The sequence below is a fragment of the Salinivibrio kushneri genome (genome assembly GCF_027286325.1).
Classification (GTDB): domain Bacteria; phylum Pseudomonadota; class Gammaproteobacteria; order Enterobacterales; family Vibrionaceae; genus Salinivibrio; species Salinivibrio kushneri_A.
In genome coordinates, this window is record NZ_CP114588.1 from 2,117,004 (window position 1) to 2,130,857 (window position 13,854).

General features: G+C 50.6%; 13 protein-coding genes. 4 read left to right on the plus strand and 9 right to left on the minus strand.

Going from position 1 to position 13,854, the window contains the following annotated elements; all coding sequences use genetic code 11:
* Positions 1-2 precede the first annotated feature (2 nt).
* From secD to queA, 4 genes are all read right to left on the minus strand, one after another.
* The gene (secD, locus tag N8M53_RS09975) at positions 3-1,856 is read right to left on the minus strand and encodes a protein translocase subunit SecD (protein WP_269578667.1); all 1,854 of its coding nucleotides are present in this window, start codon (positions 1,854-1,856) and stop codon (positions 3-5) included.
* A gap of 27 nt (positions 1,857-1,883) precedes the next feature.
* The gene (gene yajC / locus N8M53_RS09980) at positions 1,884-2,213 is read right to left on the minus strand and encodes a preprotein translocase subunit YajC (RefSeq protein WP_021022912.1); all 330 of its coding nucleotides are present in this window, start codon (positions 2,211-2,213) and stop codon (positions 1,884-1,886) included.
* 36 nt (positions 2,214-2,249) lie between these two features.
* Positions 2,250-3,371, minus strand: a complete 1,122-nt coding sequence (tgt, locus tag N8M53_RS09985) for a tRNA guanosine(34) transglycosylase Tgt (protein WP_077771567.1) — start codon at positions 3,369-3,371, stop codon at positions 2,250-2,252.
* A 112-nt stretch (positions 3,372-3,483) separates the two neighbouring features.
* The gene (gene queA / locus N8M53_RS09990) at positions 3,484-4,536 is read right to left on the minus strand and encodes a tRNA preQ1(34) S-adenosylmethionine ribosyltransferase-isomerase QueA (protein ID WP_269578668.1); all 1,053 of its coding nucleotides are present in this window, start codon (positions 4,534-4,536) and stop codon (positions 3,484-3,486) included.
* A gap of 215 nt (positions 4,537-4,751) precedes the next feature.
* Here queA and N8M53_RS09995 point away from each other — a divergent pair, with 215 nt between their 5' ends.
* Entirely contained in the window at positions 4,752-5,192 is a 441-nt protein-coding gene (locus tag N8M53_RS09995; RefSeq protein ID WP_269578669.1) for a CBS domain-containing protein, read from the plus strand.
* A gap of 56 nt (positions 5,193-5,248) precedes the next feature.
* Here the strand turns inward: N8M53_RS09995 and aceA are convergent, their stop codons facing one another.
* The 3 genes from aceA to N8M53_RS10010 all read right to left on the minus strand — a co-directional run bounded on the left by aceA (position 5,249) and on the right by N8M53_RS10010 (position 9,658).
* A complete protein-coding gene (gene aceA / locus N8M53_RS10000; RefSeq protein ID WP_269578670.1) occupies positions 5,249-6,553 on the minus strand; it encodes an isocitrate lyase in 1,305 nt (434 codons plus the stop codon).
* Positions 6,554-6,631: 78 nt separating this feature from the next.
* Entirely contained in the window at positions 6,632-8,239 is a 1,608-nt protein-coding gene (gene aceB, locus N8M53_RS10005; protein ID WP_269578671.1) for a malate synthase A, read from the minus strand.
* A 504-nt stretch (positions 8,240-8,743) separates the two neighbouring features.
* On the minus strand, positions 8,744-9,658 hold the full coding sequence (locus tag N8M53_RS10010; protein WP_269578672.1) for a hydrogen peroxide-inducible genes activator: 915 nt from the start codon (positions 9,656-9,658) through the stop codon (positions 8,744-8,746).
* Between the two features lie 143 nt (positions 9,659-9,801).
* Between N8M53_RS10010 and N8M53_RS10015 the strand changes: the two genes are divergently transcribed.
* The 3 genes from N8M53_RS10015 (at position 9,802) to ppk2 (ending at position 12,309) form a co-directional block, all read left to right on the plus strand.
* Positions 9,802-10,404, plus strand: a complete 603-nt coding sequence (locus tag N8M53_RS10015) for a peroxiredoxin C (protein ID WP_077771573.1) — start codon at positions 9,802-9,804, stop codon at positions 10,402-10,404.
* Positions 10,405-10,605: 201 nt separating this feature from the next.
* The gene (locus N8M53_RS10020) at positions 10,606-11,346 is read left to right on the plus strand and encodes a copper homeostasis protein CutC (protein WP_269578673.1); all 741 of its coding nucleotides are present in this window, start codon (positions 10,606-10,608) and stop codon (positions 11,344-11,346) included.
* A 150-nt stretch (positions 11,347-11,496) separates the two neighbouring features.
* Positions 11,497-12,309 (plus strand): polyphosphate kinase 2, encoded by an 813-nt coding sequence (ppk2, locus tag N8M53_RS10025; protein WP_269578674.1) that lies wholly within the window; start codon positions 11,497-11,499, stop codon positions 12,307-12,309.
* Between the two features lie 3 nt (positions 12,310-12,312).
* Here the strand turns inward: ppk2 and phoU are convergent, their stop codons facing one another.
* Both phoU and pstB read right to left on the minus strand, forming a co-directional pair.
* The gene (gene phoU, locus N8M53_RS10030; RefSeq protein ID WP_269578675.1) at positions 12,313-13,020 is read right to left on the minus strand and encodes a phosphate signaling complex protein PhoU; all 708 of its coding nucleotides are present in this window, start codon (positions 13,018-13,020) and stop codon (positions 12,313-12,315) included.
* Positions 13,021-13,030: 10 nt separating this feature from the next.
* Positions 13,031-13,849: a phosphate ABC transporter ATP-binding protein PstB gene (gene pstB, locus N8M53_RS10035; RefSeq protein ID WP_269578676.1), complete on the minus strand. Its 819-nt coding sequence runs from the start codon at positions 13,847-13,849 to the stop codon at positions 13,031-13,033.
* Between the last annotated feature and the right edge of the window lie 5 nt (positions 13,850-13,854).

The window sequence follows — 13,854 nt, forward strand, 5'->3', positions numbered from 1 at the left end:
CCTTAAATCGACAGTTTCTTGACGCGCTTACCACCGTACACCAGGTTAACCAGTGCACGCGTACCAATGATGGCTGTAAACATCGAGGTCAAAATACCGATCGACAGTGTCACCGCGAAGCCTTTTATCGCGCCCGTTCCCACTGCAAACAAGATGATGGCAGTGATCAAGGTGGTGATATTGGCATCAGCGATGGTACTAAACGCATTAGAATAACCACGGTCGATTGCGTGTTGAGGGTTACGGCCTTCGTGGATTTCTTCGCGGATGCGCTCAAAAATAAGCACGTTGGCGTCGACCGCCATCCCCACCGTCAGGACAATACCGGCAATACCAGGCAGCGTCATGGTTGCCCCAGGGATCAAAGACATAATACCGATGATCAGGACGATATTGGCGAACAAGGCGCAGTTGGCAAAAAGACCAAAGCGACGATAGTAAACCAAGGTGAAGAGCATCACCGCCACCAAGCCCCAGATACAGGCTTGCACACCCATGTTGATATTTTGCTGCCCCATTGATGGACCAATAGTGCGCTCTTCAACAATCGAGATTGGTGCAATCAAGGCACCCGCTCGCAACAGTAGCGCCAAATTGTGTGCTTCAGCAGCAGAGTCGATGCCTGTGATGCGGAAATTGCGTCCCAAAGCAGACTGTATCGTGGCTTGGTTAATCACTTCTTCGTGTTTTTCCAAGATCACTTTGCCGTTTTCGTCACGCTCGCCGCTGTCTTTGTATTCTGCGAATACCGTCGCCATCAGCTCACCAATATTGCGCTTACTGAAGTCAGCCATCTTGTCTCCCCCCTCGCTGTCGAGAGAGATATTGACTTGAGGGCGGCTGTATTCGTCGCGTGACGAGCTGGCGTCAGTAATGTGTGAGCCCGTCAAAATGACCCGCTTTTTCAGCACGGCGGGACGGCCATCACGGGTACGCATCAGCTCACTGCCTGGTGGTACACGGCCAGCCATGGCGGCAGATAAGTCGGCGTCTTGATCCACTTCGCGGAATTCCAAGGTCGCGGTGGCACCGAGAATTTCTTTCGCACGTGCCGTGTCTTGCACGCCAGGGAGTTCAACCACAATACGGCTTGCACCTTGGCGTTGAACCAAAGGCTCGGCCACACCAAGTTCATTCACACGGTTGCGCAGAATGGTAATATTTTGCGCAACCGCGTAATTACGAATTTCTTTTAGCCGCTCTTCTTTGTAAACGGCTGTCAGGCGACCTTCGTCTTCATCGACAGAAAAATTCATGTCGAGGTAGTTGTTCGAGAGCAGATCTAGCGCTTTGTTAGCATCTTCCGCATTACGCAGGTTCACCACCACACGGGTATTATCTTCTACACGCAAGCCACGATAACGGATACGCGCTTCACGTAAGTCGGTGCGGAAGCTGTCTTCTTGCTGGGTGATCAGCTTTTCTAATGCTGCATCCATGTCCACTTCCATCAGGAAGTGCACCCCACCGCGTAGGTCTAGGCCAAGCTTCATCGGAGTGGCACCCAGCGCATCCAGCCACGATGGCGTTGCAGGCGCTAAGTTTAAGGCGACCACATAGTCATCACTGTCGAAACGCGACATCAAGGCATCACGGGCACTGATTTGTGCTTCCGTGTCTTTAAAGCGGGCTAAGACGGTACCGTCTTCGAGCGCAATGGATTGGTAGGAAAGGTCGTTCGATTCGAGGGTCTGTTTGATGGAGTCCAAGGCAGTCATATCTACCGAGGCGCCACGCGCCCCGGAAATTTGTACTGCTGGATCTTCACCGTATAAATTGGGAAGCGCATACACGATGCCAATAACCAAGGTTACTAGCACCATGATGTACTTCCACAAAGGATAACGGTTTAGCACAGCATGCATCCTTTATGGTTGCGAGAATTAGAGAGACTGGATAGTACCTTTAGGCAGTACTGCCGTCACGAAGTCTTTTTTGATGGTCACTTCGTTGTTATCGTTGAGGGCAATCACAATAAAGTCATTGTCTTCAGCGATTTGAGTGATCTTACCCACTAAACCACCCCCAGTTAGCACTTCGTCCCCTTTGCTCATAGATGCCATCAGGTTTTTGTGCTCTTTGACACGCTTAGATTGCGGGCGGTAGATCATAAAGTAAAAAATCACCGCAAAGAGACCAAGCATGATAAAAAGCTGCATTCCGCCACCTTGTGGTCCGGCTTCAGCGGCTGCGTGAGCTTGTGAGATAAACATTCAATCACGTCCTCGTTCTAGTTGTTGAATTCGAAATTAATCGAGCGGCGGCACTTCCTTGCCACGACGCGCGTAGAAATCCGCTACAAAGGCATCTAATCTACCTTCGTCAATCGCGTTACGCAAACCTTCCATCACTCGCTGATAGTAGCGCAAATTGTGGATAGTATTGAGTCGCGCGCCTAGGATCTCATTACAGCGGTCTAAATGGTAGAGGTAAGCACGGCTATAATGGCGGCAAGTGTAACAGTCACACTCAGGATCCAAAGGCGAGGTATCACTTTTATGTTTCGCATTACGGATCTTGATCACACCGCCAGTAATAAACAGGTGGCCGTTGCGGGCATTTCGGGTAGGCATTACACAGTCGAACATATCTACGCCACGGCGCACACCTTCCACCAAATCTTCAGGCTTACCCACGCCCATTAGATAGCGGGGCTTATCTTCTGGAAGCTGCGGGCAAGTGTGCTCCAAGATCCGGTGCATATCCTCTTTTGGCTCCCCGACCGCTAGGCCGCCAACCGCGTAACCATCAAAACCAATCTCGGTAAGGCCTTCTACTGACACATCACGCAAGTCTTCGTAAACACCGCCTTGTACAATACCAAACAAGGCATTTTTGTTACCTAATTTGTCGAAATGATTGCGGCTACGCTTCGCCCAGCGCAATGACATTTCCATCGACTTTTTCGCTTCTTCGTGTGTGGCAGGATACGGCGTACACTCATCAAAAATCATCACGATGTCTGAACCCAGGTCATATTGGATTTCCATCGATTTTTCTGCGTCCATGAAGATGCGATCGCCGTTAACCGGATTGCGAAAGTGCACCCCTTCTTCGGTGATTTTGCGGATATCGCCCAAACTGAACACTTGGAAACCGCCTGAATCGGTCAAAATAGGGCCATGCCACTGCATAAAGTCATGCAAATCCCCGTGCAGTCGCATAATTTCCTGACCTGGGCGTAGCCACAGGTGGAACGTGTTCCCTAACAGGATCTCCGCTCCCGTGCCTTTCACTTCTTCAGGGGTCATCCCTTTGACGGTGCCATAGGTGCCCACCGGCATAAAAGCGGGCGTTTCCACGGTGCCGCGTTCAAAAATTAAGCGGCCACGGCGGGCGCGTCCGTCGGTTTTTTTCAGTTCGTATTCCACGAATCCTCCTCAGTGCCAGAGAAACAGTCTGGCGTGTGTCTTATGCTAACAGATTGACTCTGTCGCAAGCATAGCGCACACAGGCATGAGAGCCTGTGTCCTCATCATGTCGTCAGTTGTGCTGACGGGTAATAAACATGGCATCGCCATAGCTGAAAAAGCGATAGCGCTCTTCAACCGCGGCACGATAAGCCGTCATGGTGTGTTGGTAACCGGCAAAGGCACTTACCAACATAATCAAGGTTGATTCCGGCAGGTGGAAATTGGTCACCAATGCATCCACTAACTGCCATTGATACCCCGGATAGATAAAAATCTGGGTGTCATTAAAAAACGGGGACAGTGGCTCACCTTTTTGCTTGGCCGCCTGTGCCGCACTTTCCAGTGAACGCACCGAGGTGGTCCCCACCGCAATCACCCGCTTGCCTTGCGCACGGGTATGGTTCACCGCATCAACGACCTCTTGTGGCACTTCGGCATACTCGGCATGCATCACATGCTCTTCGATATTATCCACCCGCACTGGCTGGAATGTGCCCGCACCGACATGCAAGGTAACAAAGGCGATGTTGACGCCTTTTTGTTTGAGGGCAGCCATCACCTGATCATCAAAGTGTAGGCCTGCAGTGGGCGCAGCGACTGCCCCTGGCTTCTCACCGTACACCGTTTGATAGCGCTCTTTATCGCTCTCTTCATCAGGGCGATCAATATAGGGCGGCAGTGGCATATGACCAATTTGATTGAGCGTGTCCACCACACCTTGATCGTGATTGAGCTTAATTTCAAATAGTGCATCGTGGCGCGCCACCATCTGAGCCGCGACTTGTCCCTCATCACCGAGAAAAAGCTCAGCACCGGGTTTGGGGGCTTTAGAGGCACGCACATGGGCGAGGAAGCGCTGCTCATCAAGCACACGCTCCACCAGCACCTCTATTTTACCCCCCGAGGCTTTGCGCCCATACACACGCGCCGGGATCACGCGCGTGTTGTTGAACACCATCAGATCACCCGGCTCAACCAGCTCGAGGATGTCTTTAAACTGACGATGTACCACGTCACCGCTGGTGCCATCGAGCGAGAGCAAGCGGCTCGCGCTACGATCCGGTTGCGGATAGCGCGCAATTAACTCATCGGGGAGTTCAAAGTGAAAATCGGATAATTGCATGACCTTTGCCTAGATAAAAAGCAGGCCGCTAGTATAGGTAGCCCACCGTGAAGATCAAGCAAGCTGCATGCTTGATTCAGGCATTGTTTGCACAGGTCCCCTTGGACACAACATTTGCCCCGATGCGCGTAGTTATCTTGATGCATATCACGTCTAACCCAGCACAACTGCACTACAGTAAAAGTAACCCTGTGTTCTAACGACAAGGAGGTGCCATGTTTATTGTTGATGATATGATGACCCGGCATCCACATACGCTTAGCCCTAACCACACACTTGACGATGCACACCGTTTAATGCGCGCCGAACGCTTCCGTCACCTACCTATTGTGGATGATGATGAGCGTTTATTAGGACTGGTCACCCAAAGAGATGTGCTGTCAGCGCAAGCCTCGTCACTGGGCAAAACCACCAATGGCGATCACCAGATTCATACCCCCCTGTCACACTTTATTGATAAGCAATTATTCACGGTCGACCCAGGCGCATCCTTACGAGCGGCAGCGCTAACCATGTTGGAGCGTAAAATAGGCTGTTTGCCGGTAGTGAAACACCAGCGTTTAGTTGGGATCATCACCGACAGTGATTTTGTCGCCATCGCTTCGACACTGCTCGAGATCCAAGAAGAAAGTGAGCCCGTTGAAGAGGGCGAATAAATAAAAAAGGGAGTCAAGCACTCCCTTTTTGTTGATAGATAACCTTTATCTCGCTATCAGAACTGGTCTTCTTCTGTCGAGCCCGTTAATGCCGTCACCGAGGATTGGCCACCTTGGATAATATTGGTCATTTGGTCAAAATACCCAGTGCCTACTTCTTGCTGGTGCGCGACAAAGGTGTAGCCACGCTCTGCGGCAGCGAACTCTGGACGCTGAACCTTTTCAACATAGTGACGCATGCCTTCACCTTGCGCATAAGCGTGGGCCAGGTCGAACATGTTGTACCACATGTTATGAATACCCGCTAAGGTAATGAACTGATATTTGTAGCCCATGTCTGACAGCTCTTGCTGGAAGCGCGCGATGGTCTCGGCATCCAGGTTTTTCTCCCAGTTGAAAGACGGTGAACAGTTATACGCCAGAAGCTGGTCTGGGTATTGGGCATGAATGGCTTCAGCAAACTGGCGTGCTTCTTCCAAGTCCGGCTTCGCGGTTTCACACCAAATCAGGTCGGCATAAGGCGCATACGCCAAACCACGAGAAATGGCCTGCTCAATCCCTGGACGCACGCGATAGAAACCTTCGGCTGTGCGCTCGCCAACGATAAAGTCTTTGTCGTATGGGTCGCAATCTGAGGTTAATAGATCCGCCGCGTTGGCATCAGTACGCGCAATCACCAAAGTATCTGTGCCCGCCACATCCGCAGCGAGGCGTGCCGCTACCAACTTTTGTACCGCCTCTTGGGTCGGCACCAACACTTTCCCGCCCATGTGGCCGCATTTTTTCACTGACGCGAGCTGGTCTTCAAAATGCACGCCTGCAGCGCCAGCCTCAATCATGTTGCGCATCAGCTCGTAGGCGTTAAGCACGCCACCAAAGCCTGCTTCGGCATCCGCTACAATCGGCAAAAAGTAATCCGTGCCCTCTTCCGGTGAACTTCCTTTAGACCACTGAATTTGGTCCGCTCGGCGAAACGCATTATTAATACGCTTGACGACAGCGGGCACAGAGTCAACCGGATACAGGGATTGGTCTGGATACATACTTGAGGCTGTGTTGTTGTCAGCCGCCACTTGCCAGCCTGATAGGTAAATCGCTTCGATACCCGCTTTTGCTTGCTGTACCGCTTGACCGCCAGTGAGTGCACCCAAGCAATTGACGTAGCCTTTTTTCGCACTGCCGTTGACCAAATCCCATAGCTTGGCGGCACCGCGCTTGGCGATCGTGTTCTCAGGCACAAAAGAGCCACGCATGTTAACCACTTCTTCAGCCGTATAGGGGCGCTTAACCTGTTTCCAGCGCGGGTTTTCGGCCCAATCCTTTTCCAGTTCAGCGATTTGTTGTTGGCGAGTCAAAGTCATGTTCCATTCCTCTTTGTTAGTAGGGCTTTACCAGCCCCTTACTTTCATTCCATGTTTGTTATTGTGCTTCCATGCCCATTACGGCAGGTATTCATAACCTGGCAAGGTTAAGAAGTTAACGAGCTCATCACTGGTCGTGAGCTCAGCCATCAAGGTTGCGGCCTGCTGGTATTGGCCTTGTGCGAAGCGCTCTGCTCCCAGCTCGCTTTCCAGCACCGTCATTTCCTCGCTAAGGTATTGTGTGAATAGCGCTTTGGTCACCACTTTGCCATTGCTAAGCGGTTTTTGATGTTTAATCCATTGCCAAATTGACGCACGTGAGATTTCAGCCGTGGCCGCATCTTCCATCAGGCCATAGATAGGTACACAGCCGTTACCCGAAATCCACGCTTCAATGTACTGCACCGCGACACGAATATTGTGCCGCATACCGGCCTCTGTGCGTTCACCCTCGCAAGGTGCTAGCAAGTCAGCCGCGGTAATCTCAGCATCTTGCTCGCGGGTAACCGCTAGCTGGTTTGGCTTATCGCCAAGGGCGCGGTCGAAAATCGCTTTAGCCGTGTCAGCCAGGCCTGGGTGCGCAATCCAGGTGCCATCATGGCCGTTGTTCGCTTCTAAGGTTTTATCCTTTTCAATTTTCTCCAGCACCTGCTGGTTTTCAGCTGGGTCTTTGCTGGGAATAAAGGCAGCCATGCCGCCCATCGCCAACGCGCCACGCTTGTGGCACGTTTTGACCAATAGGCGTGAGTAAGCGTTAAGGAAAGGCTTATCCATGGTCACCACTTGGCGGTCTGGCAAGACACGATCGGGGTGATTGCGCAGCGTTTTGATATAACTGAAAATATAGTCCCAGCGGCCGCAGTTAAGGGCGACGATATGGTCGCGGAGGTGATACAGGATCTCATCCATCTCGAACACCGCGGGCAAGGTTTCAATCAGCACCGTCGCTTTGATGGTGCCTCGGCTCAAGCCAAATTCGTCCTCGGCAAATGAGAATACCTCGCTCCACCATGCCGCCTCTTGATAAGCCTGCAGCTTAGGAAGATAGAAATAAGGCCCTGACCCGGTTTCAAGCAAGCGCCGATAGTTATGGAAAAAGTACAGCGCGAAGTCGAACAACGCCCCAGGAATCGGCTTACCTTGCCATACTACGTGTTTTTCGGTCAGGTGTAGGCCGCGTACACGGCAGATAAGACGTGCTGGATTATCATTCAGTTGATAGCGCTTGCCTGTTTCTGGGTGCTGATAACTGATAGTGCCATTGACGGCATCGCGCAAATTACGCTGACCTTCAACCACTTGTGGCCAAGCCGGTGCAAAGGAATCTTCAAAGTCCGCCATGAAAACTTTGACGTTGGCGTTAAGTGCGTTGATCACCATCTTCCGCTCTACCGGCCCGGTGATTTCTAGCCGCCGATCTTGTAAATCCTCGGGAATACCGCGGATAGTCCAGTCACTTTGGCGAATCGACTGGGTTTCCGAAAGAAAATCGGGCAACTCTCCCGCATCAATGCGTTGCTGACGCGCTTCACGCGCCGCTAGCAGTGCAGGTACGCGCTCAGCAAAGCGCTCAGCGAGGCTGGCTACAAAGCACAATGCATCCTCGGTTAGGATTTCTGCCTGCTCTGCGGTGACGGTCTCATTAATCACCAACGACTCGCGTAAGGTTGAGCACGCTTCTGTCATATTGCCTCCCTGGCTTATCATTTGTAATCCAATCACAACACTCTTTCCGCTGCACTGTCTTGGGCTTCTGTGCAGCGCTGTGCCTTAACGTTGGCTCACATTCGCGTAAAAATCAACCAAAGAAAAATGACAACCACTTAAACAAATCAACCAAAAACATTTAAAAACAAAAACATAAAACAATTAGAGCATAAGCTCGAATATGCTTTTTTATCTCAATTGTCAGAATGATATAACACTGCTACTGGGATCATGTTTTTGTCATCACTTTGTAACCAGTTACGTAAATAAATTACAAAACACACTCAATTCAAACCTCAGGAAAAACAATAAAAACCTTTATTATCAACATCTTAAAAACAATAAAAAAAGCAGCACCTGTAGATGCTGCTTTTTTTCGTGATAATAATCCAACGGCTCTAGAACGCCATCCGTCGTAGTCAAACAGAGCATTACACTAAAATAGCTACCACATTGCAGTGAAAGTAACTAATTTTTGCGTATTCAGTCCTTTGCTGTTGGGGAAAGTAGCCCTGCCACTAGGTCAGCAAGCTTATTAAAGGTGTTAACCCGGCTCGATGAAGGCCGCCAAACCACTCCGATATCACGATAGGCCGCTTCACCAGGAGGCGTTTCTAAGTGCACGTCAAGGTTGTCAATCAGGCCATGATCAATCGCCATTTGCGGTATAAAGGTCACACCATTGCCGTTGGCCACCATTTGCACCAAGGTGTGTAAGCTGGTTGCCATAAAAGGGTTAATCTTCTGTGAGGCCGTCATTTGGCAGGCAGAAACTGCATGGTCAGTGAGGCAGTGTTCTCGCTCAAGCAAGAAAACAGATTCATCGGGCAGCGCGTCATAATCGATGGGTAATTCAAGCTGCGCGGCTTGCTTTTGGCTCATTACCATTTTAAACGGATCACGTCCCACCACGCGGCGAGTCATGGTGCCAATGTCCATTGGCAGCGCGAGGATCAGGATATCCATTTCGCCGTGTTTTAACGCGGTGAGTAAGTTCGCCGTGGTGTCCTCGCGCAACAACAAATCTAAGTTGGGGTAATGCCGGTTGACTTGCTGCACCACATCACACAATAAGAAAGGCGCAATAGTAGGAATACACCCTAACCGGACTTTGCCGTGCATGGGATCTGATTTAACTTGGGTTAGCTCCATCAGATCCTGGCTGCGAGCCAAGATTTCTCGGCTGCGACGCACGACCTCTTCACCCATGCTTGTGAGTACCAGGGTTTTGTTATCACGCTCAATCAACTGAGCGCCGATCAACTCCTCCAAGTTTTGGATCCCAGCACTCAAGGTGGATTGACTCACAAAGCACAGTTTGGCCGCTTCGCCAAAATGGCGGGTTTCAGACAAGGTAACCAAATAGTGTAGCTGCTTTAAAGACGGATATTTGTTCATACAGTCATATTTTAAACAATCGTATTTTTCGATTATTACAATCTATTAATTCCACTTTTTTCAATCTAACAAGTTAGCTATAGTTTGTCTCGCTTATATAGGAACCTGATTATCAGGAAAACATTTAAATTAGGAGCTGAGATATGGTACTCGTAGGTCGTCAAGCACCAGATTTTACTGCCGCTGCCGTACTAGGTAATGGCGAAATCGTTGATAACTTCAACCTGAAAGAGTTCACCAAAGGCAAAAAAGCTGTTGTCTTTTTCTACCCACTCGACTTCACTTTCGTGTGCCCATCAGAGCTGATCGCATTCGATAAGCGCCTGAGCGACTTCCAAGCTAAAGGCGTTGAGGTTATCGGTGTGTCTATCGACTCTCAGTTCTCACACAACGCATGGCGTAAGACTGCTATCGCAGACGGCGGTATCGGCGCAGTGAAATACCCACTGGTTGCTGACGTTAAGCATGAAATCTGCAAAGCATACGACGTTGAGCACCCAGAAGCGGGTGTTGCTTTCCGTGGCTCTTTCCTTATCGACGAGGAAGGCGTTGTTCGTCACCAAGTTGTTAACGACCTACCACTAGGCCGTAACATCGACGAAATGCTACGCATGGTTGACGCACTGAACTTCCACGAGAAAAACGGTGAAGTTTGCCCTGCACAGTGGGAAGAAGGTAAAGCCGGCATGGCAGAATCTCCTGAAGGTGTTGCCGCATACCTTTCTGAGCACACTGACGACCTGTAATTAGGTCAGGTGCCCAGCACTGGACAATGTGAGATAATAATGAGGCCCGGCAAACCGGGCCCTTTTTGTATCTGCTCGCCTCGCCTTACACGACGCCTCTCTCCCCTCAAGCTATTTTCATCTAACACTAGGTAATTGCCCTTCACCCTGTCACAATACCCCTGGTTACGCTGACACGGTACGTTTCGTCAAAGGGGTGATATGTCTGTCTTCGTTGAAGTGTGTATTGATAGTATTCGTTCATTATCGCTGGCCGAGCATGCTGGCGCAGATCGGATTGAACTGTGTAGCGCACTGCGCCTCGGTGGCTTAACCCCGAGTGATGGCTATATGCAACAAGCCGCTCAGAAAGCACGCATCCCCATTTATGCGATTATCCGGCCGCGAGAAGGCGACTTCGTCTATTCCAGTGACGAAATTGAAGTGATGCTGCAGGATATTGCCAACGCCCGCCAAGCCGGGTGTGCAGGCGTGGTGATCGGCGCACTCTCGCCAAACGGTCAGCTCGACGTGCCGGCTATTGATGCCATGCTTGCCCAAGCACACGGAATGGGCGTGACGTTCCACCGCGCATTCGATCATTGCCAAGACCCTCACGCGGCGCTCGAGGCGATACTAGCCCGCCCAGCGATTGAACGGATTCTCACCTCAGGGCAAGCGACGAATGCTTTACAAGGAAAAGAGGCTCTCAAACAATGGGTGGACGCCACACGCCACTCATCGCTGACTATTATGCCTGGCGCGGGCGTGTCACCCGATAACGCACAAGAGCTGCTCGCTTACACCGGCGCACGTGAAATTCATTTGTCTGCCCGCACCGAGCAAGTCAGCCCCATGCAATCAAACTTACACGCATCAATGGGCGATGGGGACGACGCCCGTTATCCGATTACCGACTCAGAACGCGTTCGTCTCGTCAAAGCCATTGCCAATCGGTTTTAAACCACGGTGTAATGCCGTGACTAAACAACATAGCAGTGTGACCCACCCTAGTCTTTTGAGGTGATATACACTTTCGCTGCTTGAATCCATTGCATCCGAAAAGTGAGTTTTCTACCGTAACCCCATCGCTGTGGTAAAAGGAGAGCTGTCTTGTCGGATAAAAAATCACAAAAAATCAGCAAAAAACATTACGAGAAAAAGCTAACCGAACTGCAGACTGAATTGGTCAAGCTTCAAGAGTGGGTCAAGCAAGAGCAGTTGAAAGTGGTGGTCATTTTTGAAGGGCGCGATGCCGCCGGTAAAGGCGGCGTGATTAAACGGATCACCGAAAAACTCAACCCACGAGTTTGCCGAGTCGTCGCGCTAGACAAGCCCACAGAGCGTGAACGCACGCAGTGGTATTTTCAGCGTTATATTGAGCATCTGCCCGCCGGTGGTGAAATTGTCTTGTTTGACCGTAGTTGGTATAACCGCGCCGGCGTCGAGCGAGTCATGGGCTTTTGCAGCGATGAAGAATATGAAGAGTTTCTTCGCACCTGCCCCGAGCTCGAGCGCATGTTGATCCGTTCAGGGATCATCTTGATTAAATACTGGTTCTCTGTATCAGACGAAGAGCAAGAAAAGCGCTTCGCGGAGCGGATTAACACCCCAATAAAGCGTTGGAAGTTCAGCCCAATGGATCTTGAGTCTCGGAGTCGCTGGGTGCAATACAGTGAAGCCAAAGACCGGATGTTTGCCTATACCGACACCAAAGAAAGCCCTTGGTGGGTGGTGGAGGCCGATAACAAAAAGCACGCTCGACTCAATTGTATCGCCCATTTACTCTCACAAATTCCCTACCAAGAGATAGACTACCCCGCGGTCACCCTCCCGGAAATCAACAAGGAAGGTTATGTGCGCATGCCTCTGCATGACCAAAGCTTTGTCCCAGATGCCGTCAGTGACTGGTTAAAGGATAAGTAACCATTATTTGAGGAGCTTTTCCAGCTCCTCTTTTTGAATGTGGCGAACGTCTTTACCTTTGACAAAGTAGATGATGTATTCACAAATGTTCTGACAGCGATCACCCACTCGCTCAATGGCTCGGGCCGACCACATGACTTTCAGCACATTGGGAATCGAGCGTGGATCTTCCATCATGTAAGTCATCAGCTGACGCAAAATCCCCTCGTATTCACGATCCAACGAGTCGTCTTTGCGATAGACTCTCATGGCCGCATCAATATCCATGCGCGCAAAGGCATCTAACACATCATGCAGCATTTTAGCTGCGCGCTGACCCAAGGCTTCGAGTGATACCAAAAACGGCTGCTGAGAGTAGCTTGAGTTATCCAGTGCCATTTTAGCGATACTGTCGGCAACATCGCCAATACGTTCAAGATCAGTGATGGTTTTAATGATAGCCATCACCAGTCGCAGATCGCTCGCGGTGGGCTGGCGTTTAGCAATGATACGTGTACATGCCTCGTCGATCGCCACTTCCATGCCATTCACTTTGTGATCTTCACGAATGACATGGCGCGCGAGCTCCACATCTTGATTGTGCATGGCACGTAGCGCATCGGTTAGCTGACGCTCAACCAAGCCGCCCATTGCCAGCACGTGCGTGCGAATGGCTTCAAGCTCTGCGTTAAACTGACCAGAAATATGACGGCTAATATTGTGGTTATCCAAGGCCTGCTCCTTATCCGTAGCGACCGGTTATGTAATCTTCGGTTTGTTTGTTTTGTGGGGTTGTAAACAGAGTATCGGTATCCGCGTATTCCACCAAACGCCCCATATTAATAAACGCCGTTTGATCCGAGACCCGTGCCGCTTGCTGCATATTATGGGTGACAATCACCACCGTATACTGATTTTTTAAGTCATTAATCAGTTCTTCAATGGTTAACGTGGATATTGGATCTAGCGCCGACGATGGCTCATCAAGCAATAGCACCTCAGGCTCAATAGCGATCGCCCGTGCAATCACTAACCGTTGCTGCTGCCCACTTGATAACCCAAACGCATTGTCATTTAACCGATCCTTCACCTCGTCCCACAACGCTGCGCCACGTAGCGAGCGTTCTACCGCATCATCCAGTGTTCTGGGGTCATTAATCCCCTGCAAGCGTAATCCAAAGATCACGTTTTCATACACAGACTTGGGGAAAGGGTTTGGACGTTGAAACACCATCCCCACTTGGCGACGTAACGCTGGCACATCCACATCACGGTGATAGATATTCTGCCCGTGTAGGGTGATCCCGCCTCGAACACGGCAGCCATCTACTAAATCATTCATCCGGTTAATACAGCGCAGTAGCGTTGATTTACCACATCCAGACGGCCCGATAAATGCGGTGACTTTCCCTTTCGGGATCCGCATGCTGATATCAAACAGCGCTTGGCTCGACCCGTAGTACAGGTTGAGATCCCGAATAGCTAACGCAGTTTGCTCGTCAGGCAAATTCCCCAAGTCTAAGCTAGGCGTGACGCCTATGGGTGGCGTTATCGAAAACATCGAGC

What these genes read in the sequence shown, in the direction of transcription:
- pstB (WP_269578676.1), bottom strand. Translation starts at nt 13,849, where the DNA reads ATGTTTTCGATAACGCCACCCATAGGCGTCACGCCTAGCTTAGACTTG.
- aceB (WP_269578671.1), bottom strand. Translation starts at nt 8,239, where the DNA reads ATGACAGAAGCGTGCTCAACCTTACGCGAGTCGTTGGTGATTAATGAG.
- N8M53_RS09995 (WP_269578669.1), top strand. Translation starts at nt 4,752, where the DNA reads ATGTTTATTGTTGATGATATGATGACCCGGCATCCACATACGCTTAGC.
- aceA (WP_269578670.1), bottom strand. Translation starts at nt 6,553, where the DNA reads ATGACTTTGACTCGCCAACAACAAATCGCTGAACTGGAAAAGGATTGG.
- queA (WP_269578668.1), bottom strand. Translation starts at nt 4,536, where the DNA reads ATGCAATTATCCGATTTTCACTTTGAACTCCCCGATGAGTTAATTGCG.
- yajC (WP_021022912.1), bottom strand. Translation starts at nt 2,213, where the DNA reads ATGTTTATCTCACAAGCTCACGCAGCCGCTGAAGCCGGACCACAAGGT.
- N8M53_RS10010 (WP_269578672.1), bottom strand. Translation starts at nt 9,658, where the DNA reads ATGAACAAATATCCGTCTTTAAAGCAGCTACACTATTTGGTTACCTTG.
- N8M53_RS10015 (WP_077771573.1), top strand. Translation starts at nt 9,802, where the DNA reads ATGGTACTCGTAGGTCGTCAAGCACCAGATTTTACTGCCGCTGCCGTA.
- N8M53_RS10020 (WP_269578673.1), top strand. Translation starts at nt 10,606, where the DNA reads ATGTCTGTCTTCGTTGAAGTGTGTATTGATAGTATTCGTTCATTATCG.